The sequence below is a fragment of the Bacillus sp. S2(2024) genome, from assembly GCF_050474045.1.
GTDB lineage: Bacteria > Bacillota > Bacilli > Bacillales > Bacillaceae_G > Bacillus_A > Bacillus_A yunxiaonensis.
Genome location: NZ_JBFLUS010000003.1, coordinates 2931053 through 2954651, shown reverse-complemented (window position 1 = coordinate 2954651; position 23599 = coordinate 2931053). Strand labels below are relative to the sequence as shown.

Genomic DNA, 23599 nt, shown 5'->3' with positions numbered 1-23599 from the left:
AGGCTTGTTCCAATATGCGTGTATCGAATGTAACAGTAAGAAAACGACTTATTTTTGTGCTTATATCTGGTATACTGATTTTTACCATTATCGATATTCGTCTTGGATATGTGCAGTTTTTTCTTGGAAATATGTTAACAAATCGTGCGAAAGATTCATGGAGCCGTAATATTACATTTGAACCTGAGCGAGGAAAAATTGTAGATCGAAATGGTGTAGAGCTCGCAACAAATAAAAGTGCACCAACTGTCTTTGTGGTACCGAGGCAAATTGAAAAACCAGCAGAGACTGCAGAGAAATTAGCTGCAGTTTTAGGTGTGTCGAAAGAAGAAATTTATCAGCGTCTTACGAAAAAAGAGTCCATAGTCAGATTAGACAAAGGTGGACGGAAAATTTCTCATGACAAGGCAAAAGAAGTTAGGGCTTTAAGTTTAAAAGGGGTATACATTGCTGAAGATTCAATTCGATATTATCCGTTTGGAAAATATCTATCACATGTACTTGGATTTGCTGGGAGTGATAACCAAGGTCTTATGGGACTGGAGTCATACTATGACAAAGAATTAAATGGTGACAAAGGGTATGTACGTTTTTTTGCAGATGCGAAAGGACAACGTATGCCGAACATTGGTGATGATTATAAAGAACCTGGAGATGGCTTGGATTTAAAGTTAACAATCGATTCACGTATTCAGACGATTATGGAGAGAGAATTAAATATTGCGGATTCGACGTATCATCCAGACGGAATGATAGCAATTGCTATGAACCCAAATAATGGTGAGATTTTAGGTATGTCTAGCCGTCCAAGTTTTGATCCAGCAGATTTCAGAAGTGTTTCACCGGAAGTATTTAACCGAAATCTCCCTGTATGGAGTACATATGAACCAGGGTCCACATTTAAAATTATTACACTTGCAGCTGCTTTAAATGAAAAATTAGTAGACTTGGAGAAAGATACGTTTTATGATGATGGAGCAGCAGAAGTTGGCGGTGCAAGATTACGTTGCTGGAAAGCAGGGGGGCACGGTAGCCAAACATTTTTAGAGGTTGTTCAAAACTCTTGTAACCCAGGTTTTATAGAGCTTGGAGAACGTTTAGGAAAAGAAAAGCTGTTTCAATATATTCGTGATTTTGGATTTGGTCAAAAAACGGGTATTGATTTACAAGGAGAAGGTAAAGGGATTTTATTTGATCTAAAAAAAGTAGGACCTGTTGAACAAGCGACGACAGCATTTGGTCAAGGGGTGTCTGTTACCCCTATTCAACAAGTTGCGGCAGTAGCTGCTGCTGTAAACGGCGGCACGTTATATCAGCCATATATAGCGAAAGAATTTATTGATCCGACTACGAATAAAGTGATCAGTAAAAAAACGCCCGTAGCAAAGAGACAAGTTATATCCAAGGAAACATCTGAAAAAGTACGTTATGCACTTGAAAATGTTGTTGCAAAGGGTTCGGGTAAAGGAGCTTATATTGATGGTTATCGTGTTGGAGGAAAGACTGGTACAGCCCAAAAAGTAAAAGATGGGAAGTATTTGGATAACAACTATATTGTATCGTTTATTGGGTTTGCACCAGCAGATAATCCACAAGTTGTTGTGTATGTTGCTGTAGATAATCCAAAGGGGATTACACAATTTGGCGGAGTTGTAGCTGCACCAATTGTTGGGAATATTCTTCGTGATGTCTTGCCAGTGATGGGAGTAGAGCCTAGAAAAGGACAAATTGAAAAGAAATTAGCTTGGGATGAGACGCCTTTAATAGAAGTTCCTAATGTAGTAGGCATGGATCGAAAGGAATTACAAAATCAACTTGTTGATTTACAATTGGATGCTAGCGGCGAAGGAGACAAAGTGGTCGAACAATCTCCAAAGCCCGGCACGAAAGTAAAAGCAGGATCAAAGGTTCGCATATACTTTCATTAAGTATGAAGTGCTTATTTACGATATAATAACATTCAACTAACTCGCAGTGAGACACTTGTTTCTCACTGCCTGTTAATTAATAAATTATGCTCTTATGTATGGAGTTCTTTGAAACTATCCATTTATAAGAGATAAATAAAAGAGTAGAGAGGGTTTAAAGAAATGAAGTTGCATACACTCGTATCAAGTTTGCATGGTTTTCCGGTTGTTCCAAAAGAAAATCCGGAAATTACATCTATTGAAGCGGATTCGCGTAAAGTGACAAATGGAAGTTTATTTGTATGTATAAAAGGTTTCACGGTTGACAGCCATGAATTTGCTAAGCAAGCAGCCGCGCAAGGTGCGGCTGCTATTGTTGCGGAAAGACCAATTGATGTTGACGTTCCAGTTGTACTTGTTAAAGATACAGTACGTTCTTTAGCGGTGTTAGCTGATTATTTTTATGGGCAGCCAACACAAAAGTTACATTTAATTGGAATTACAGGTACAAATGGAAAGACAACAACATCGCATATAATGAACGAAATTATGCGTGCGCATGGACATAAAACAGGATTAATTGGAACAATTAATGTGAAAATAGGTGACGAAACGTTTGAAGTGAAAAACACAACACCAGATGCATTAACATTACAAAAGACGTTCCATAAAATGATTGAACAAAATGTAAATAGTGCTGTTATGGAAGTATCTTCACACGCATTGCACCTTGGTAGAGTACATGGATGTGACTATGATGTAGCAGTGTTTACGAATTTAACGCAAGATCATTTAGATTATCATAAAACGATGGAAGAGTATAAACATGCAAAGGGCTTATTATTTGCACAACTTGGTAATAGCTACAATCATAATCGTGTAAAATATGCTGTATTAAACAATGACGATGCTGCAGCAACAGATTATATGAAAAGTACGGCAGCGACAGTGATTACGTATGGTATTGATACGAAAAGTGATGTAATGGCGAAAAATATTGAGATGACAAGTGCTGGCACGACTTTTACGCTTGTAACTCCTAATGAAAGCATCAAGATTACGATGAAGTTAATTGGAAAATTTAATGTCTATAATGTATTAGCTGCAACTGCAGCATGTCTCGTTTCTGGTGTAGCATTGCAAACGATTATTGATGTTTTGCAAGAATTGAAAGGTGTACCTGGGCGTTTTGAAGTTGTTGAAAGAGGTCAAGATTTTACAGTCATTGTTGATTATGCACATACACCGGATAGTTTAGAAAATGTATTGATAACAACGAAACAATTTGCAAAAGGAAATGTGTATTGTCTCGTTGGTTGCGGTGGGGATCGAGACCGTACGAAACGACCAATTATGGCGAGGGTCGCATCTCAGTATGCAACGCATGCAATCTATACATCAGATAATCCACGCAGCGAACAGCCACAAGCCATTCTTGATGATATGATAGAAGGTATAAAAGGAAATAATTATGAAGTGATTGTTGATCGTAAAGAAGCAATTTTTCATGCCGTTGCTGAGGCGAAAGCTGGTGATATTATTGTAATTGCAGGTAAAGGTCATGAAACGTATCAAATTATTGGTACAGAAGTACATCATTTTGACGATCGTGAAGTTGCTGGGGAGGCAATTGCACAACGTTTAAGCATGAAAGAATAGCAACAAGAGAGGGGGACTAAATATGCTTGAACAAGGATTATTAATTACAGTTGGGGTGGCCTTTTTAATTTCAGTTGCGTTGTCACCAATTTTCATTCCATTTTTACGCCGTTTAAAGTTTGGACAGAGTATTCGTGATGAAGGTCCGAAGTCACATCAAAAGAAATCAGGAACACCAACCATGGGCGGAATTGTTATTTTTATTTCAGTTATGATTACGTCTATTATTATGATGTTTAAGTTTCAAAAGAGCGCTGAGACATATTTATTGCTTCTTGTTACATTTGGTTATGGTTTAATCGGATTTCTTGATGATTACATTAAAGTTGTTAAAAAAAGAAATCTTGGTTTGACATCAAAACAAAAATTGATAGGACAATTTATTATTGCAGTAGCTTTCTTTATTATTGCAAAGGGACAAGGATTTGACACACATTTAAATATTCCAGGAACGGAAATTAAGTTTGACTTACACTGGGCGTACTTTGTTCTTGTTCTCTTTATGTTAATAGGAGCTTCAAACGCAGTTAACTTAACAGATGGTTTAGATGGATTATTAGCGGGAACAGCCGCAATTGCATTTGGTGCGTATAGCATTATTGCCTTTGCTCACGAGCAGTACACAATTGCTATTTTTTGTATGGCAGTTGTTGGAGCGGTGTTAGGATTTTTAGTATTTAATGCTCATCCAGCAAAAGTATTTATGGGAGATACAGGATCTTTAGCACTCGGTGGTGCTTTAGCTGCTGTTTCAATTTTAACTAAAACGGAATTATTATTAGTCATCATTGGTGGAATGTTTGTTATTGAAACACTTTCTGTTATTATTCAAGTTGTTTCGTTTAAAACAAGGGGAAAGCGTGTATTCAAAATGAGTCCGCTTCATCACCATTATGAATTATGCGGTTGGTCAGAATGGCGAGTGGTTGTAACATTCTGGTCAGTAGGGCTTTTATTTGCAGTGTTAGGAATTTATATCGGGGTGTGGATGTAATTGAAAACGATAACTGACTATCAAAATAAAAATATTCTTGTATTAGGTATGGCAAAAAGCGGTTATGCTGCAGCCATTTTATTAAAAAAACTTGGAGCAAATGTAATTGTAAATGATAGCAAGCCGCAAGCTGAAAATCCGTTAGCGACAGAGTTGCAAGGTCAAGGAATGGAAGTTGTATGTGGCGGTCATCCCTTAGAATTATTAGAAAAAAATATTTCTCTTGTTGTAAAAAATCCTGGGATTCCGTATTCTAACCCGTTACTTGTAGCGGCAAAAGAAAAAAATATTCCGATTGTAACAGAAGTAGAATTAGCATATCGTATTTCGGAAGCACCGTTTATTGGAATTACAGGATCTAACGGAAAAACAACGACAACAACATTAACATTTGAAATGTTAAAAGAAGGGGAAAAACATCCTGTTATTGCTGGAAATATCGGTACGGTAGCATGTGAAGTTGCACAAGATGTAACTGAGCAGCAAGCGGTTGTAACAGAACTGTCTTCCTTTCAATTAATGGGTATTGAAACGTTTCAACCGAAGATTGCGGTGCTTTTAAACTTATTTGAAGCACATTTAGATTATCATGGGACAAAGAAAGAATATGGTTTAGCAAAAGCAAATATCTTTAGAAATCAAACTGAAAATGATTACAGTATTATTAATGCTGATGATGAAGATGTAATGATGCTGGCTGAGCAAAGTAAAGGGCAAAAAGTGTACTTTTCTACGACAAAAATGATTGAAGACGGCGCTTGTGTAAAAGATGGTGCTCTTTACTTTAAAGATGAAAAAGTTATTGATATTCAAGATATCGTATTACCGGGTAAACATAATTTAGAAAATATACTAGCTGCTATGAGCATTGCAAAGCTTATGGGTGTTGCGAATGAAGCGATTATAGCAGTCTTAAAACGTTTTACAGGTGTAAAGCATCGTTTAGAGTATGTAACAACGATTGGAAATCGTAAGTTTTATAATGATTCAAAAGCAACAAATATATTGGCGACAGAAAAGGCATTGTCTGCATTTACGCAACCAGTAATTTTATTAGCTGGTGGATTAGATCGCGGTAATGAATTTGATGATTTAATCCCATACTTCGGGCATGTGAAGGCGCTGCTTACATTTGGACAAACTGCACCTAAGCTTGTTAAAGCTGCAGAAAAGGCTGGAATGAAAGTTATTAAACGTGTCGATAATGTGGAACAAGCGGTACAAGAAGCATATGCTCTTTCAGAAGAGGGAGACGTGATTCTTTTATCTCCTGCATGTGCAAGCTGGGACCAATTTAAAACATTTGAAGAAAGAGGAGACATGTTTATACAAGCTGTGCATAAGCTAGTATAAAGTGAAAGAATCATCAGTGGATTGTTCCTGCTGATGATTCTTTTATAGGTAGATAAAGTGAACCTTCTATTAGAGGGGGGATTGCTTCGTCTCCGATTGATGAAAAGCTTTCATCAATCGGGTTCTTACAGGTAGTTATCTCACACCTATCTTCTTTGATTTCCTGCGACCTTGAGGTGGGAGTCATACTGTCTGCAAGTAGCTAGATAATGCTACTTCATTTGTGAAAAGGTATGGCGAACGAAAAGCTGCTTTCAAAGAGGTGATGCTCATTGCCAACAAAGAAGACTCCTGATTTTATTCTTATTATTGTGACATTGTTGCTTTTGACAGTAGGAATGGTGATGGTATACAGTGCTAGTGCTGTATGGGCTTCGTATAAAATGGGGGATTCATTCTTTTTTGCAAAACGTCAATTGTTATTTGCTGGGCTCGGTGTCGTTGCTATGTTTTTTATTATGAAGATTGATTATTGGGTGTGGCGTACATACTCCAAAGTGATTTTGCTTATTTGTTTTGTTCTCCTTATTTTAGTTTTAATTCCTGGAATTGGACTAGTACGAGGCGGGGCTCGAAGCTGGATTGGTGTAGGGGCATTCTCTATTCAGCCTTCAGAGTTTATGAAGTTTGCGATGATTATTTTTTTAGCGAAATTTTTATCGGAAAATCAAAAAATGATTACGTCTTTTAAACGAGGGTTACTTCCTGCGCTTAGCTTCGTGTTTGTTGCATTTGGTATGATTATGTTACAACCCGATTTGGGAACAGGAACCGTAATGGTTGGAACTTGTGTTGTTATGATTTTTGTTTCGGGAGCACGTATTTTTCATTTTGCAATGTTAGGGTTAATTGGAGTTGGAGGATTTGTTGGGCTTATTGCATCAGCACCGTATCGAATAAAGCGTATTACATCATATTTAGATCCATGGTCGGATCCGCTTGGTAGTGGATTTCAGATTATTCAATCGCTACTTGCAATCGGACCGGGGGGATTATTTGGACTTGGTCTTGGACAAAGTAGACAAAAATTCTTTTACTTACCAGAGCCGCAAACAGACTTTATTTTTGCGATTCTATCCGAAGAATTAGGTTTTATTGGTGGTTCGTTTGTGTTATTATTATTTAGTCTGTTGTTATGGCGTGGGATTCGCGTAGCGTTAGGAGCGCCAGACTTATACGGTACTTTTTTAGCAGTCGGGATTGTGGCGATGATTGCGATTCAAGTGATGATTAACATTGGCGTTGTAACTGGATTAATGCCAGTTACAGGAATTACCTTGCCATTTTTAAGTTATGGTGGGTCTAGCTTGACCCTTATGTTGATGGCGATTGGAGTATTACTAAATATAAGTCGTCATTCTCGCTACTAAACCCTGTTTTTATGACAGGGTTTTTCATATGTGAAAACGGAAACAAAGCGATTGGTATATGAATGGCATACATAAAGTGAAACTTCTATCAGTAAGGTTTAGTTGAATCAATCAGACTTTTACTGCCCGTGAGCAGCGGGATAATAGAAAAAAGAAGCGGAGGAACAGGCAGTGCGAGTATTAGTCAGCGGTGGCGGAACAGGTGGGCATATTTATCCAGCTCTTGCGTTAATTCGAGAAATCAAAAAAATTCATCCTGAAGCGAGATTTTTATATATTGGTACGGAAAATGGTTTGGAAAGTAAAATTGTTCGCAAAGCCGGCATTCCATTTCAATCCATTGTTATTAGCGGATTTAAACGGAAATTATCAGTTGATAATGTGAAAACGGTGATGCGTTTTGTAAAAGGTGTACAAGATAGTAAACGTTATATTCGCCGTTTTAATCCAGATGTTGTAATTGGAACAGGTGGTTATGTATGTGGTCCAGTTGTATATGCAGCTGCCAAACTTGGTATTCCAGCAGTTGTGCATGAACAAAATAGTGTACCTGGTGTAACAAATAAATTTTTGAGTCGCTACGTGAATAAAGTAGCAGTTTGTTTTGATGCGGCAGCAGAACATTTTCCGCAAAATAAAGTTGTGATGACAGGAAATCCTCGTGCTTCGGAAGTAATGAACCAAAATGGTATGAAAGGCAAGCGTTCCGTAGGGTTATCTCTTTCAAAAAAATCAGTGTTAATTTTTGGAGGAAGCCGAGGCGCTAGACCGATTAATGATGCATTTTTAGAAGCAATTGAACAATTTGGTAATAAAAATTATGACGTATTGTACGTTACGGGTGAAGTACATTATGATAAAGTAATGGAAGCTGTGAAACAAAAGGGAAATCCACAGAATGTTATTATTAAGCCGTTTATTGATAATATGCCAGAAGTACTTACTGGGGTAGATCTTGTTGTTTCGCGTGCGGGTGCTACAACTTTAGCGGAGCTAACAGCTTTAGGGAAACCAAGTATTTTAATTCCGAGTCCTTATGTAACCAACAATCACCAAGAGAAAAATGCTCTTTCTGTTGCTGATAAAGGGGCAGCAAAAATGCTTCTTGAAAAAGATTTAACAGGTGAAACGCTTATTGGTAATATTGATGAAATTTTACTAGATGTACAAAAACTACAAAATATGAAACTAGCTGCAAGGCAATTAGGAATTCCGGATGCAGCAAACAAGCTGTTCGAAGTTATGAAAAAACTTGTAGAAAATAACGTTAGGTGAATGCCCTGCATACTACTGTAATAAGGAGACTAAATATGGGGGAGAGCATCATGAAACAATTAGCAAAAGAACTTATGGAAGCACAGGTAGGCAAAGTATTGGAAAATGAATCGCTGGCTCGCTATACAACTATGAAAATAGGTGGTCCAGCGGATATTTTAGTGGTTCCAAGTAGCGTTGAAGGTGTGGAAAAATCGATAAAGCTTGTGAAAAAGCATGGGACAAAATGGACTGCAATTGGTCGTGGTTCCAATCTTCTCGTATCGGATAAAGGCATTGAAGGAGTTGTGATTCGATTAGGAGAAGGACTAGATCATTTAGAAGTAGATGGTGTTACTGTACGAGTAGGTGGAGGGTATTCTCTCGTTAAGTTGTCAACTTTATTAAGCCGCCAAGGGTTAGCTGGATTAGAGTTTGCTAGCGGTATTCCCGGAAGCGTGGGCGGAGCTGTATATATGAATGCAGGTGCTCATAAATCGGATATGTCTGAAATTTTAACGAGAGCTCGTGTTATGTTTGAAGATGGAACGATTGAATGGCTAACGAAAGAAGAGCTAAAATTTTCTTATCGCACATCTGTTTTACAAAAGAAGCGTCCTGGTATTGTATTAGAGGCGGAGTTACAATTAAAAGCAGGTAATCGTGAAGACATTATCGCGATTATGCAAAAGAATAAAGATTATCGCCGTGATACACAACCTTGGAATCACCCATGTGCAGGCAGTATTTTTAGAAATCCACTACCAAACTATGCTGGTAATTTAGTTGAAAAGGCTGGATTACGCGGTTATCAAATTGGTGGTGCAAAAATTTCTGAAATGCATGGGAACTTTATTGTTAATACAGGTACTGCTTCTGCGCAAGATGTTCTTGATTTAATTGCTTTTGTGAAGAAAACAATTAAAGAACAATTTGCTGTTGATATGCATACAGAAGTAGAGATTATTGGAAGATAATAGTTGTTTGTCCCGTACATTGTCATTTATGATATAATAGAAAGAGAAGAACGGCATGCATAACATGCCGTTCTTTATGTTACATAGGGGGATCGTACATGAAGAATAGTAAAGTTATTAAACTACAAGATCGTGTACCAAAATTAAAAAATCAAAAGAAGAAGAAACAGGTAAATAAACGATTAATTTTATATGTATCGATTTTATTTTTATTGGTGCTTTTTTTAATCTATTTTCGATCTCCGCTTAGCAATATAAAGAAAATTACGGTTCACGGCAATCACTATATGACGGATGAACAAATAATGGAGCAAGCGGGCATTACATATAAAACAAGCTATTTTCGTGTAATGACTCAGCAAGCAGAAACAAATTTAAAGAAGCAAAAAGAGATTAAAGAGGCTCATGTAAAGAAACAATTTCCAAATCAAATTGTTATTGATGTTGAGGAGTATGTGACAATTGGCTACATTAATAAAGAAGGAAAACTGTATCCGCTTTTAGAAAATGGAAAGTCACTAGATGCTCTTCCGAATGGGAAATTGCCAATTGCCGCACCGATTTTCGTTCCATTTGAAGAAAAGAAAATGAAAGAATTGATTGCTGAATTAGAAAAATTAACACCAACTGTTCTTCGATCTATTTCTGAAATTCATTATAAGCCAACAGATTTGTATGCAGATCATCTTACATTATATATGAATGAGGGATATGAAGTAAGTACAGTTATTCAAGATTTTGCAAAACGAATGGAAGCTTATCCTCTTATTATTAAAAACTTATCACCAGATAAAAAGGCAATTATTCATTTAGAAGTAGGAGCATATACGGAATATCTGAATTAATCAATAAGGGTGTAATAAAGCGGATATTTTAACTGTAAAATAGTTGTTTCTAGGAAAGATAGAAACTTACTCTTAGAAATTATGTAATTAAGTCATATTTTTCTCTATTTTCTTTTTTAATATAATCTTAGCTGTAAGTTTAGCTTTTCTAGGAGTACATCTTGGTGTAGACTTATATTTGGCAGCAATCTTTGTAGTCGGGTAAGATTGTTTCAAATTATAGCAGTGATTTACATATTACTGTTAGAAAAATGAATGAGTGCCAAATAAAAATAAGAAAAATATACCGTTAAAAAAGGGAAACACATAAATACGTTGAATATTTTTCTTATAACATAGTAAAACAACGATTGTTGTTCCATATATTGAATTTTGTGGTATAAATAAAGAAGGAGGTGCCAAAGAATGAACAGCAATGAAATATACGTTAGTCTTGACATCGGTACATCCAATGTTAAAGTCATCATTGGCGAGATGGTCAATGACGCTTTAAACATTATTGGTGTTGGAAATGTAAAGTCAAATGGTTTGAAAAAAGGCTCCATTGTTGACATAGATGAGACTGTGCAATCGATTAAAAAGGCGATTGAACAAGCTGAACGTATGGTAGGGATACACATCGAACGTGTTGTTGTAGGTGTAAACGCAAATCAAGTACAGCTTCTTCCTTGTCATGGAGTAGTCGCTGTTTCAAATGAAGATCGTGAAATCGGAAACGAAGATGTGCTTCGTGTACTTGATGCAGCGCAAGTTGTGTCAATTGCACCAGAGCGTGAATTTATTGATGTGGTACCTCGACAATTTATCGTAGACGGTCTCGATGAAATTAATGATCCGCGCGGAATGATTGGTGTACGTTTAGAAATGGAAGGCACATTAATTACAGGCTCGAGAACATTGTTACATAATTTGCTTCGATGTGTAGAAAAAGCGGGTCTTGAAATAATTGATATTTGTCTTCAACCATTAGCGGCATCAACAGTTGCTTTGTCAAGTGATGAAAAAAACCGAGGTGTTGCTCTCGTTGACATCGGTGGAGGTTCAACAACGTTATCAATTTTCCAAGATGGAGAATTACAAACGGCAAGCATATTACCAATTGGCGGAGATCATATTACAAAAGATATAGCCATTGGATTGAAAACATCAACGGAAAATGCCGATCAAATTAAACTAAAATATGGACATGCTTTTTATGATACAGCATCTGAGGAAGAATTATTTACTGTTTCAATTATGGGCAGTGATCAAACAGAGCAATATTCTCAAGTAGAGCTATCAGATATCATTGAAGCTCGTGTAGAGGAAATTCTTATGTTTGTACAAGATGAGGTACAAAAGCTTGGTGTGAAACAGTTGCCGGCTGGATATGTACTTACTGGCGGTGTTGTTTCTATGTCAGGTATTCTTGATCTTGCTTACGATATTCTGCATCAAAATGTTCGTATTGCGACGCCGGATTATATTGGTGTACGCGAACCACAATATACGATTGGTGTTGGACTTATTAAAAATGCTTATCAAAAAGCGAAGTTACGAGGAAAAAGTGTTCAGGAGAAGCAAGAAAGCTATGAATTACAACATGCACCAGTACCTGCTGCAGTGCAACAACCTGTAAAGCAAAAGCCACGTAATGACAATAACAATAACAATAGTAATAATAATGAACGAATGATGTCAAAAGTGAAGCGTGTATTCCGATATTTATGGGAATAGATTTAAGCGCGAAAAATGAGGTTCTAGGGGGATTTCGACATGTTAGAGTTTGATACTACTCAAGATCAAATGGCAAATATAAAAGTTATCGGTGTTGGCGGCGGCGGAAACAATGCTGTCAATCGTATGATTGAGCATGGTGTACAAGGTGTAGACTTTATTGCAGTAAACACAGATGCACAAGCTTTAAATTTATCAAAAGCTGAAACAAGAATGCAAATTGGCGGCAAATTAACGCGCGGGCTTGGTGCTGGTGCAAACCCTGAGGTAGGGAAAAAAGCTGCTGAAGAAAGTAAAGAGCAAATCCAAGAAGCACTTCGCGGAGCGGATATGGTTTTCGTAACAGCTGGTATGGGCGGAGGAACTGGGACTGGTGCAGCTCCAGTTATCGCACAAGTTGCAAAGGAGTTAGGAGCACTAACAGTTGGTGTTGTAACACGTCCATTTACATTTGAAGGCCGTAAGCGTGCAACGCAAGCTGCATCTGGTATCGCGGCATTTAAAGAAAATGTAGATACATTAATCGTAATTCCAAATGACCGTTTGTTAGAAATCGTTGATAAAAATACACCGATGCTGGAAGCATTCCGTGAAGCGGATAACGTATTACGTCAAGGTGTTCAAGGTATTTCTGATTTAATTGCTACACCAGGTTTAATTAACTTAGACTTTGCAGATGTAAAAACAATTATGTCTAATAAAGGTTCTGCATTAATGGGTATTGGTGTGGGAACTGGTGAAAACCGCGCTGCGGAAGCTGCAAAACGTGCAATTTCTAGTCCATTGCTAGAAACATCTATTGATGGTGCACAAGGTGTTATTATGAACATTACAGGTGGCACAAACTTAAGTTTATATGAAGTACAAGAAGCAGCAGATATTGTAGCTTCAGCTTCAGACCAAGAAGTAAATATGATCTTTGGTTCTGTAATTAATGAGAGCTTAAAAGATGAAATCGTTGTAACAGTGATTGCGACAGGTTTTGATGATAGCATTTCAATGCAGCCACCAAAGCCGATTATTCGTCCTACCGCGACTACTAAAAATGTGCAACAGCCAGTACAACCAGTTAAACAACGTGAAATAAAGCGTGAAGTAAAGCGCGAAGAGCCGGTTGTAAATGAGCGTAGTGCAGATGTAGATGACATTGACATTCCAGCATTTTTACGTAACCGTCGTAGACGATAATTGAATTGAAATTTTACCGTGACTAATAGTCTGTTAAATATTTTGATTTTAAATAAAAAGAAGGCCTGTTTAGGCCTTCTTTTTTTATGCCTACAAATCTTTTTTATTCAGGATTTCAGGAATAATTTGTATTTTTTTCACACGACAAATTATTCCTGAAAGCTTCAAAATAACAAAAAATCCCTTCCGTCAATTGACACACTTTTCCATAGGATATGCATTATACTAGTCTAAACTTTATAAAAAAGAGGTGAACCGTTTGGTCGTTTACGCCGATATTATTTGGTTATTAAACGTCTGCATTGATTTCCTTTTACTTTTATTAACAGCAATTGTTTTAAAGCGAAAAGTAAAAAGGTGGAGACTTGCACTTGGCGCATGTATCGGTTCAACAATTGTTATTTTTGCATTCACACCGTTAGCGTCTGTGATGACACATCCTGTGATGAAATTATTATATTCATTCCTCATTGTTTATACCGCATTTGGTTTTATTCGTTTTCGTACATTTTTACAGACTGTTTTAACGTTTTATTTTGTAACATTTATGGTAGGAGGCGGCCTTGTTGGAGCGCACTTTTTTCTTCAAACAAATGACATGGTCAATGGACTTGTTTCTACAAAATCCATTTCATATGGTGATCCTGTAAGTTGGGTGTTTGTTATAATTGGTTTTCCGATTATGTACTATTTTTCTAAAAAGAGAATTGCAGATGTAGAAGTGACAAAAATCCATTATGAGCAAATTGTGAAAGTAGATATCAAAATTGATATAAATGATATTCAACTAGATGGATTGATTGATAGTGGAAATCAATTGTATGACCCACTTACAAAAACACCAGTTATGATTATACCTATTTCTTCTTTAGAACATGTGCTTCCAAAGTGGTTAATAGAGCAAGTTCAAATGAAAACAGCAATTCCGTATATACCAGATGAAGAATCACAGTGGGCAAGGCGTTTGAGGTTGATTCCTTATCGTGCTGTAGGTGTTAATCAACAATTTTTGTGGGCAATTAAACCTGACATTGTACGAGTTTATCATGAAGGCACTACAGTTACCGTAAATAAAGTATTAATTGGTTTGAATACACAGCAACTATCACCAAATGGTGAGTATCAATGTATTTTACATCCAAAAATGTTATTGTCTCAAGAAGTGACAATTGCTTAATACAAAAGGGAGGAATTTTATGTTGAAATTAAAATTTCGTTTAACTTATCTTTGGTATAAATTATTACTAAAACTTGGAATTAAGACCGATGAAATTTATTATATTGGTGGAAGTGAAGCACTGCCGCCTCCATTAACAAAAGAAGAAGAGGAGATATTACTGCAAAAACTGCCAAAGGGAGATGAAACGGCACGATCGCTTTTAATTGAACGTAATTTACGTCTTGTTGTATACATTGCTAGAAAATTTGAAAATACAGGAATCAATATTGAGGACCTGATTAGTATTGGAACCATTGGTTTAATTAAAGCGGTTAATACATTTAATCCAGAAAAGAAAATTAAACTTGCAACATATGCTTCAAGGTGTATTGAAAATGAAATTTTAATGCATTTGCGAAGAAATAATAAAAATCGTTCAGAAGTATCATTTGATGAGCCTCTTAATATTGATTGGGACGGAAATGAATTATTGCTATCAGATGTTCTTGGAACGGATGAAGATATTATTACAAAAGATTTGGAAGCAACTGTTGACCGCCATTTACTGATGAAAGCATTGCATCAATTAAATGATCGAGAGAAGCAAATTATGGAACTTCGTTTTGGATTAGATGGCGGAGAAGAAAAAACGCAAAAGGATGTTGCAGATATGCTTGGTATTTCACAGTCTTATATTTCCCGTTTAGAAAAACGGATTATTAAAAGGCTTCGTAAAGAATTTAACAAAATGGTATGAAGATAAGCATCTTCTAGCAAATACGTTTTTTATTTAAAGCGCTTGATCGATTGCTTTTTTATGAGTAATGTAAGTTACATTTTAGAAAAGCAATCGTTGGATTTAGTGATGCGGGATAAATGAATATATGCATAAAATTCCCTCCAAAGGAGATACTTTACACTGTACAGCAACTCCCGATAGGAGGGAACACTTTGACGAGAAACAAAGTAGAAATTTGCGGTGTTGATACATCTAAACTTCCAGTACTAAAAAATGAAGAAATGCGACGGCTATTTCGAGAAATGCAAAGCGGCGATATAAGCGCAAGGGAGAAACTAGTAAACGGAAACTTACGTCTTGTACTGAGCGTCATCCAAAGATTTAACAACAGAGGGGAGTTTGTTGATGATTTATTTCAAGTTGGCTGCATAGGACTTATGAAATCCATTGATAACTTTGACCTAAGCCAAAATGTTAAATTTTCAACGTATGCTGTACCAATGATTATTGGAGAAATTCGAAGATATTTGCGTGATAATAACCCGATACGCGTCTCGCGTTCATTACGTGATATTGCGTATAAAGCATTGCAAGTACGAGAGAAGCTTATTGCTGAGAATTCAAAAGAGCCAACAGCGATGGATATAGCAAAGGTACTTGATGTGACGCACGAAGAAATTGTGTTTGCACTTGATGCGATTCAAGATCCAGTTTCATTATTTGAGCCGATATACAATGATGGTGGGGATCCGATTTTTGTGATGGATCAGCTAAGTGATGATAAACAAAGGGACGAGCAATGGGTCGAAGAACTTGCATTAAAAGAGGGAATGAAGCGATTAAATGAACGAGAAAAGATGATTATTCGCAAGCGTTTCTTTCAAGGAAAAACACAAATGGAAGTAGCGGAGGAAATTGGGATTTCTCAAGCGCAAGTGTCACGTCTTGAAAAATCAGCAATTAAACAAATGAATAAAACAATTCAAGGCTAAGGTCTCATCATTTATGATGAGACCTTTTATAGTTTTAAAGGGAGATTCTGCTCATAGGGAGGGTGATGTGTTCATATAATGGCTATATAGAAAAGACTTTGTACGTGAAGGGTAATGGAGTGTCACTTTGTTTATGCTTTGCGGTGAATTGTGATTATCAGTTAAGTATGAAACAAAGGAGAGGATAGCAATGATACGTATTTCGGAATTTCAAATGAAAGATGTTGTCAATGTGTCAGATGGGAAGAAACTTGGAAATATTGGAGATATCGATATCGATATGAAGACGGGAAAGATTCAAGCAGTTATTATTACAAAACAAGGAAAAATGCTAGGTTTATTTGGAAAAGAAGAAGAGTTTGTAATTCCTTGGAGACAAATTGTGAAAATAGGAGAAGATGTTATCTTAGTTCGAGCAGATCATGCGAATACAATTACAGAAACAATACAAACACCGACAATTTCTTAAAGAATGTTACAAATTCCTCTTTTTTTAATGTTGTCATTATGGAAAAATAAAAGTATGGTAAAATAGACAGGAAGTACCATACTTTTTATGTTATTTTATTATAAGGAGCCTTTTTATGAGAGAACCATTTACATATAAGGACGATATGTTACATTTACAAGCGTGGGAACAACTGGGGCCCATCATAGCTGGATTTACGACCAAAGAAGGCGGAGTGAGTACCGGATCGTTTCATACAATGAATTTAGGGCTACACGTCCATGACAAAGTGGAAGATGTTCATGAAAATCGCCGTCTTTTAGCAGAAAAGTTACATGTTTCATTAGAAAATTGGATTTGTTCTGAACAGGTTCATGACTATCATGTTGCAAAAGTAGGAAAGCAAGAGAAGGGAAAAGGGGTCTTTTCCTATGAAGATGGTATCTCGAATACAGATGGCATATATACGACAGATACTGACGTGTTATTAACATCTTGTTATGCAGATTGTGTTCCGTTATACTTCTATTCCCCATCTTATAAAATGATTGGACTTGCACATGCTGGTTGGAAAGGAACCGTAAAGGGAATTGCAAGTGAAATGATTAGAAAATGGAAAGACGAAGGTGTATCACTTGATGATATACATGTTGCTATCGGACCGTCTATTGGTGCGTGTTGTTATGTTGTTGATGAACGTGTGTTATCTGCAGCTAAACAAGTGGTTCATGGTTCCGTTCCATATGAAATGATTTCTGATGGACAATATGCAATTGATTTAAAAGAAATAAATCGTTTGCTTTGTTTACAAGCTGGGATTAAAGAAGAGCATATTATCATGTCATCTCTTTGTACAAGCTGTGAAACGCAATTATTTTTCTCACATCGTCGCGATTATGGAAAGACGGGAAGAATGCTTAGTTTTATCGGCTTTAAGGAGGAGTGAAAATAGTGACAGTACAAGAAAATTTAATATACGTTCAACAAGAAGTAGAAAAAGCATGTCAACGAGTGAATAGATCTTTAGATGAAATTACACTTGTTGCTGTTACAAAAACAGTAGGCATTGAAAAAACAAATGAGGTGTTACAAGCCGGGCTTATACATCTTGGTGAAAATCGTAATGAAGGCTTTTTGCAGAAATATGAGTATTTTGGAAACAAAGCAACGTGGCATTTTATCGGTTCGTTGCAGTCTAGAAAAGTAAAAGAGATTGTAAATGAAATTGATTATTTACACTCACTTGATCGTCTTTCACTTGCAAAAGAAATTCAAAAACGAGCAACTAAACCAATTCGCTGCTTTGTACAAGTGAAAACTTCAGAGGAAGAGTCCAAACAAGGAATAGCTATAGATGAAACAATTGAGTTTATTCACAATTTACAACAGTTGGATAAGATTGAGGTTGTTGGACTTATGACAATGGCACCTTACACGGATGATGAAATGCAAATTCGTAGTTGTTTTCAAATGTTGCGTAAACTGCAAAAGCAAGTACAAGATTTAAAGCTAACATATGCTCCATGTACGGAGTTATCAATGGGAATGTCAAATGATTATACAATTGCAATTGAAGAAGGTGCTACATTTATTCGTTTGGGGACGATTTTAGTAGGAAAAGAATAGAAGGAAGGAGAATCTTATTATGAGTTGGTCAAAAGTAAAGTACTTCTTTTTTGACACACCAGAAGAGCGAGAAGCACACTATGCTTATGAAAAGGAGCAAAAAGAAATGAAAAAACAGCAGGAACCGGAACAGGAACAGGATATTCCGCTTACAAAGGTACAACCGAAACAAAACGTGGTAAGTATTGAAACAGCAAAACACCCTTCAAAAGTTGTTTTATTAGAGCCACGTACGTATTCAGAGGCACAGGGTATTGCAGATCATTTAAAAGGTCGCCGTGCGGTTGTGATTAATTTACAGCGCATGTCTACAGATCAAGCATTACGTATCGTTGATTTTCTAAGCGGCACTGTATATGCAATAGGCGGAGACATTCAAAAATTAGGTCCAAAAACATTTATATGTACACCTGATAATGTGGACATTGTTGGAGCAATTTCTGAATTGTTCGGTGAAGAGGAAGATACAAATATAAAAAGGTGGTAATACGCCATGACAATGATTTTACAAATATTGCTCTATGTAATACAAATTTATTCCTGGGCGCTTATTATCTATATCCTACTATCTTGGGTTCCGGGAGCAAGAGAGTCGACGTTTGGTGATTTCCTTGCCCGTATTTGCGAGCCATATTTAGAACCATTCCGGAGGTTTATCCCACCGATCGGAGTAATCGATATTTCTCCAATCGTAGCAATCATTGTACTACGCTTAGCTAGTTCAGGATTGATCCGTGTATTTGAATTTTTTGTGAGGTAAGAGGATATATACATGAGCATCTATGAACATTTTAGACCTGAAGAAACGGTTTTCGTTGATAAAGTGTTAGAATGGAAGCAAGCGGCAGAAGAATATCATCAAGTGAAACTGACTGATTTTCTTGACCCGCGTGAACAACAGATTGTTTCTATGATTGTTGGACATCAAGGAGATGCTATGTTTCAATTTTATGGAGCTACTCCTAATGCAGAAAGAAAACGGGCGTTAATTTATCCAAATTATCTTATGCCGAATGAAGAAGAGTTTCAAGTAGGAGTATTAGAAATTGACTATCCTTCTAAATTTTACACGCTGGAACATCGTCAAATATTAGGGGCATTTATGTCTCTTGGGTTAAAGAGAGAAAAATGCGGAGATATTTGGCTCCAAGAAAATCGTGCCCAAATTGTAGTTGCAAAAGAAGTTGTTTCGTATATAAAAATGAATTTACAATCGATTGGAAGAACAAAAGTGTCTTTGGCACCTGTGTTATTGGAAAACGTATTACATATACAAGAACAGTGGGACGAGAAATCGGGAACTGTTTCGTCGCTTCGATTAGATGTACTGATAGCAGAAATGTTTCATATATCTCGTCAGAAAACACAGCTGTTTATTAAAAATGGTCTTGTGAAAGTAAATTGGAAAGTAGTTGAGCAATCTGCTTATGACTGCTTTCCGGGAGATGTATTTTCTGTCAGAGGTTATGGGAGGAGTAAATTACTCACTGTTGATGGAAAAACAAAACGCGATAAATGGAGAATTTTGTATGGAATCTTAAAATGATTTCTTTTTTTAGAAGGAAAATCTCCCATTTTGTCGAAGAAAAGATATAATTAAAAAAGGAAATTTTAGATAACCTACTTGGAGGTGGCGTTTGTGCCGTTAACACCGTTAGATATTCATAATAAAGAATTTAGTCGTGGCTTTCGCGGCTACGATGAGGATCAAGTAAATGAATTTCTTGATCAAGTCATTAAAGATTATGAATTAGTAATTCGTGAGAAGAAAGCGTTAGAAGAAAAGGTTGCACAACTAGAAGGGAAATTAGAACATTTCTCTAATATCGAGGATACATTAAATAAATCTATTGTTGTAGCGCAAGAAGCAGCAGAAGAAGTAAAACGTAATGCACAAAAAGAAGCAAAGTTAATTGTTCGTGAAGCAGAGAAAAATGCGGACCGTATTATTAACGAAGCGTTAGTAAAGTCAAGAAAAGTAGCATTTGATATTGAAGAATTGAAAAAGCAAGCGAAAGTGTTCCGTACACGTTTCCGTATGCTAATAGAAGCACAGCTTGAAATGCTAAACAATGATGACTGGGACAAGCTAATCGAGTTGGAAGAAGAAGTAGATGAGCTTCTTAAGAAAGAAGAAACAGTGTAAGCTTGACGTTTTTCTTATTATTACATATAATTCTATACAACATAAATTTTTAGAAAAACGAAGATAGGGATAAGTACTTTTTTCAACCTTATATAGCGAACTGAGGACGGTGGAAGCTCAGGATAAGGAGAGAATGGGAATATCACCCTGGAGTTCCTCGCTGAACAACAAAGTAAGCAGAGGCGTGTATTCGCGTTAAGAATATAAAGAGGATTGCTATATGTAGTAGTCTACTAGGGTGGTACCGCGGGAGACCTTCTCGTCCCTTTTTTGGGGATGAGAAGGTCTCTTTTTTATTCCATTTATTTAGAAAAAATGTCTTTTTTTATATATTTAAGGAGGAATTAAGCATGGATTACAAAGATACTTTATTAATGCCAAAAACAGAATTTCCAATGCGTGGAAATCTACCGAAACGTGAGCCTGTAATGCAAGAAAAATGGGTGGAAATGAACATTTATGAAAAAGTACAAGAACGTACAAAAGGGCGTCCGCTATTCGTACTACATGATGGACCTCCATATGCGAATGGTGACATTCATATGGGACATGCTTTAAATAAAGTATTAAAAGATTTTATTGTGCGCTATAAATCAATGAATGGTTTTTCAGCACCATATGTACCAGGTTGGGATACGCATGGATTACCAATCGAGCAAGCTTTAACAAATAAAGGTGTTAAGCGTAAAGAGATGACAGTTGCTGAGTTCCGTAAACTTTGTGAAGAATACGCATATGAGCAAGTAAGCCGTCAGCGTGAGCAATTTAAACGTTTAGGTGTACGTGGTGATTGGGATAACCCATACATTACATTAGAGCCAGCATACGAAGCACAGCAAATTAAAGTATTTGGTGAAATGGCGAAAAAGGGTTACATCTATAAAGGACAAAAACCTGTGTACTGGTCTCCGACAAGTGAATCTGCATTAGCAGAAGCGGAAATAGAATATAAAGATAAAAAATCAGCATCTATTTATGTAGCATTCCCTGTTAAAGATGGAAAAAATGCTTTAGAAGGCGACGAGAAGTTCATCATTTGGACAACAACACCTTGGACATTGCCAGCTAACTTAGGTATTTCTGTTCATGCAGAACTTGAATACAGCATTGTAAAAGTAGATGATGCAAAATATATCATTGCTTCTGAGCTATTTGAAGCAGTTTCAAAAACATTAGAGTGGGAAAATGCGGAAGTTGTAAAAACAGTAAAGGGTAGCGAACTTGAGTATACAGTGGCTAAGCATCCATTCTATGACCGTGATTCTCTCGTTATGCTTGGTGAGCACGTTACAACAGATGCTGGTACAGGTTGTGTACATACAGCACCAGGACACGGGGAAGATGACTTCCTTGTTGGGAAACAATATGGATTAGAAGTTCTTTGTCCAGTTGATGATAAAGGTGTATTAACAAGTGAAGCACCTGGATTTGAAGGGTTATTCTACGATAAAGCAAATAAACCAATCACGGAAAAATTAGAAGAGGTTGGTGCATTATTAAAATTAACATTTATTACGCATTCTTATCCACATGACTGGAGAACGAAACAACCAATTATTTTCCGCGCAACTGCACAATGGTTTGCATCTATTGAAGCGTTCCGCAGTGAATTATTACAAGCTGTAGAGGAAACAAAATGGGTACCAGCATGGGGTGAAACACGCCTTCATAATATGGTTCGTGACCGCGGTGATTGGTGTATTTCTCGTCAACGTGCGTGGGGTGTTCCGATTCCTGTATTCTATGCAGAAAACGGTGATCCAATCATTACAGATGAAACGATTAATCATGTAGCAGCCTTATTCCGTGAACATGGTTCGAACGTATGGTTTGAACGTGAAGCGAAAGACTTATTACCAGAAGGCTTTACACATCCATCTAGCCCAAATGGCGAATTCCGTAAAGAAACGGACATTATGGATGTATGGTTTGATTCTGGTTCTTCTCATCAAGCTGTATTAGAAGAGCGTGATGATCTGCAACGTCCAGCTGATTTATATTTAGAAGGATCTGACCAATATCGCGGTTGGTTTAACTCTTCATTATCAACAGCAGTTGCGGTAACAGGTAAAGCACCGTATAAAGGTGTCTTAAGTCACGGCTTCGTACTCGATGGTGAAGGTCGTAAAATGAGTAAATCTATTGGAAACATTGTTGTGCCGAAGAAGATTATGGATCAATTAGGCGGCGATATTTTACGTTTATGGGTATCTTCAGTTGATTATCAATCTGATGTACGTATTTCTGATGATATCTTAAAACAAGTAGCAGAAGTATATCGTAAAATTCGTAACACATTCCGCTTCTTATTAGGAAACTTAGCTGATTTTGATCCAAGTAAAGATGTGGTACCAGCTGCAGAACTTCGTGAAGTAGACCGCTACATGTTAGTGAAATTAAACGACTTAATTGCGAAAGTAAAAGATGCTTATGAAACGTATGAATTTGCAGCTGTATATCATGCGATTCACAACTTCTGTACAATTGATTTAAGTTCATTCTATTTAGATTTTGCAAAAGATATTTTATATATCGAAGCAGAAAATAACCATGATCGCCGTGCAATTCAAACGGTACTGTATGATGTTCTTGTTGCATTAACAAAACTTGTAACGCCAATTTTACCTCATACAGCGGATGAAGTATGGCCATATGTTCCTGGTGTAATAGAAGAAAGCGTTCAGTTAACTGATATGCCGGAAGCTGTAGAAGTAGAAGGCGCTGAAGAGTTAAAAGTAAAATGGGATGCATTTATGACACTTCGCGATGATGTATTAAAAGCGTTAGAAGTGGCACGTAATGAGAAAGTAATTGGTAAATCGTTAAATGCGAGCATTACCCTATTCCCAACTGCAGAAATGAAACAAATGTTAGAGTCTATTAGCGAAGATTTAAAACAGTTGTTTATTGTCTCTGAGTATAAACTTGGTGGAACGATGGAAGAAGCGCCAGCTGATGCACCGAAATATGAACATACAGCTGTCGTTGTAGCACAAGCAACTGGTGAAACGTGTGAACGTTGTTGGGTTGTATCTGAAACAGTAGGAAGTAATGCAGACCATCCAACATTATGTGAACGCTGTGGAGAAGTTGTAAAAGAACATTATGTAAAATAATGAAATGAGGAAAATCGACTGCCTTATATGCAGTCGATTTTTTCTTCCTTGGAAGGAAAAATGTGTGTGCGGTAATCGCGTGCTTTTCGGATAAACTAACGATACATTCC

General features: G+C 36.8%; 21 protein-coding genes, 1 pseudogene and 1 other annotated feature. All 22 genes and pseudogenes read left to right on the top strand.

The window, feature by feature from the left end:
- Window positions 1–14: 14 nt before the first annotated feature.
- The 22 genes and pseudogenes from AB1284_RS14770 (at window position 15) to ileS (ending at window position 23489) form a co-directional block, all read left to right on the top strand.
- Window positions 15–1928 (top strand): stage V sporulation protein D, encoded by a 1914-nt coding sequence (locus tag AB1284_RS14770; protein WP_429754134.1) that lies wholly within the window; start codon window positions 15–17, stop codon window positions 1926–1928.
- A gap of 162 nt (window positions 1929–2090) precedes the next feature.
- The gene (locus AB1284_RS14765; RefSeq protein WP_429754135.1) at window positions 2091–3566 is read left to right on the top strand and encodes a UDP-N-acetylmuramoyl-L-alanyl-D-glutamate--2,6-diaminopimelate ligase; all 1476 of its coding nucleotides are present in this window, start codon (window positions 2091–2093) and stop codon (window positions 3564–3566) included.
- A 22-nt stretch (window positions 3567–3588) separates the two neighbouring features.
- The gene (gene mraY, locus AB1284_RS14760; RefSeq protein WP_336483194.1) at window positions 3589–4560 is read left to right on the top strand and encodes a phospho-N-acetylmuramoyl-pentapeptide-transferase; all 972 of its coding nucleotides are present in this window, start codon (window positions 3589–3591) and stop codon (window positions 4558–4560) included.
- Window positions 4561–5913: a UDP-N-acetylmuramoyl-L-alanine--D-glutamate ligase gene (murD, locus tag AB1284_RS14755; protein ID WP_429754136.1), complete on the top strand. Its 1353-nt coding sequence runs from the start codon at window positions 4561–4563 to the stop codon at window positions 5911–5913.
- A gap of 272 nt (window positions 5914–6185) precedes the next feature.
- Window positions 6186–7283 (top strand): stage V sporulation protein E, encoded by a 1098-nt coding sequence (spoVE, locus tag AB1284_RS14750; protein ID WP_429754137.1) that lies wholly within the window; start codon window positions 6186–6188, stop codon window positions 7281–7283.
- 171 nt (window positions 7284–7454) lie between these two features.
- Window positions 7455–8558, top strand: a complete 1104-nt coding sequence (murG, locus tag AB1284_RS14745) for an undecaprenyldiphospho-muramoylpentapeptide beta-N-acetylglucosaminyltransferase (RefSeq protein WP_429754138.1) — start codon at window positions 7455–7457, stop codon at window positions 8556–8558.
- A 50-nt stretch (window positions 8559–8608) separates the two neighbouring features.
- A complete protein-coding gene (gene murB / locus AB1284_RS14740; protein WP_429754139.1) occupies window positions 8609–9514 on the top strand; it encodes a UDP-N-acetylmuramate dehydrogenase in 906 nt (301 codons plus the stop codon).
- Between the two features lie 98 nt (window positions 9515–9612).
- Complete coding sequence (locus AB1284_RS14735; protein ID WP_429754140.1) at window positions 9613–10359, top strand: cell division protein FtsQ/DivIB; 747 nt, start codon at window positions 9613–9615, stop codon at window positions 10357–10359.
- 91 nt (window positions 10360–10450) lie between these two features.
- Window positions 10451–10614: pseudogene (locus tag AB1284_RS14730) on the top strand (DUF1290 domain-containing protein); the annotation flags it as partial.
- Window positions 10615–10764: 150 nt separating this feature from the next.
- Window positions 10765–12075, top strand: coding sequence for a cell division protein FtsA (ftsA, locus tag AB1284_RS14725; protein ID WP_429754141.1), 1311 nt, complete (start codon window positions 10765–10767; stop codon window positions 12073–12075).
- Window positions 12076–12114: 39 nt separating this feature from the next.
- Window positions 12115–13263, top strand: coding sequence for a cell division protein FtsZ (gene ftsZ, locus AB1284_RS14720; protein ID WP_098305556.1), 1149 nt, complete (start codon window positions 12115–12117; stop codon window positions 13261–13263).
- Window positions 13264–13522: 259 nt separating this feature from the next.
- Window positions 13523–14440, top strand: a complete 918-nt coding sequence (spoIIGA, locus tag AB1284_RS14715; RefSeq protein ID WP_429754142.1) for a sigma-E processing peptidase SpoIIGA — start codon at window positions 13523–13525, stop codon at window positions 14438–14440.
- 19 nt (window positions 14441–14459) lie between these two features.
- Window positions 14460–15179, top strand: coding sequence for an RNA polymerase sporulation sigma factor SigE (gene sigE, locus AB1284_RS14710; RefSeq protein ID WP_098305552.1), 720 nt, complete (start codon window positions 14460–14462; stop codon window positions 15177–15179).
- A 194-nt stretch (window positions 15180–15373) separates the two neighbouring features.
- The gene (gene sigG, locus AB1284_RS14705; RefSeq protein ID WP_090914402.1) at window positions 15374–16153 is read left to right on the top strand and encodes an RNA polymerase sporulation sigma factor SigG; all 780 of its coding nucleotides are present in this window, start codon (window positions 15374–15376) and stop codon (window positions 16151–16153) included.
- 190 nt (window positions 16154–16343) lie between these two features.
- Window positions 16344–16622: a YlmC/YmxH family sporulation protein gene (locus AB1284_RS14700; protein ID WP_429754143.1), complete on the top strand. Its 279-nt coding sequence runs from the start codon at window positions 16344–16346 to the stop codon at window positions 16620–16622.
- Between the two features lie 115 nt (window positions 16623–16737).
- Complete coding sequence (gene pgeF / locus AB1284_RS14695) at window positions 16738–17547, top strand: peptidoglycan editing factor PgeF (RefSeq protein WP_429754144.1); 810 nt, start codon at window positions 16738–16740, stop codon at window positions 17545–17547.
- 5 nt (window positions 17548–17552) lie between these two features.
- The gene (locus AB1284_RS14690; RefSeq protein WP_429754145.1) at window positions 17553–18227 is read left to right on the top strand and encodes a YggS family pyridoxal phosphate-dependent enzyme; all 675 of its coding nucleotides are present in this window, start codon (window positions 17553–17555) and stop codon (window positions 18225–18227) included.
- A 19-nt stretch (window positions 18228–18246) separates the two neighbouring features.
- A complete protein-coding gene (locus AB1284_RS14685) occupies window positions 18247–18714 on the top strand; it encodes a cell division protein SepF (RefSeq protein ID WP_429754146.1) in 468 nt (155 codons plus the stop codon).
- Window positions 18715–18720: 6 nt separating this feature from the next.
- Window positions 18721–18987 (top strand): YggT family protein, encoded by a 267-nt coding sequence (locus AB1284_RS14680; protein ID WP_336483181.1) that lies wholly within the window; start codon window positions 18721–18723, stop codon window positions 18985–18987.
- A 12-nt stretch (window positions 18988–18999) separates the two neighbouring features.
- Entirely contained in the window at window positions 19000–19773 is a 774-nt protein-coding gene (locus AB1284_RS14675) for an RNA-binding protein (protein WP_429754147.1), read from the top strand.
- Between the two features lie 93 nt (window positions 19774–19866).
- Window positions 19867–20373, top strand: a complete 507-nt coding sequence (gene divIVA, locus AB1284_RS14670; protein WP_098305536.1) for a septum site-determining protein DivIVA — start codon at window positions 19867–19869, stop codon at window positions 20371–20373.
- A 51-nt stretch (window positions 20374–20424) separates the two neighbouring features.
- Window positions 20425–20643 (top strand) — a binding site (T-box leader).
- A gap of 80 nt (window positions 20644–20723) precedes the next feature.
- Window positions 20724–23489, top strand: coding sequence for an isoleucine--tRNA ligase (gene ileS / locus AB1284_RS14665; RefSeq protein WP_429754148.1), 2766 nt, complete (start codon window positions 20724–20726; stop codon window positions 23487–23489).
- Window positions 23490–23599 lie beyond the last annotated feature (110 nt).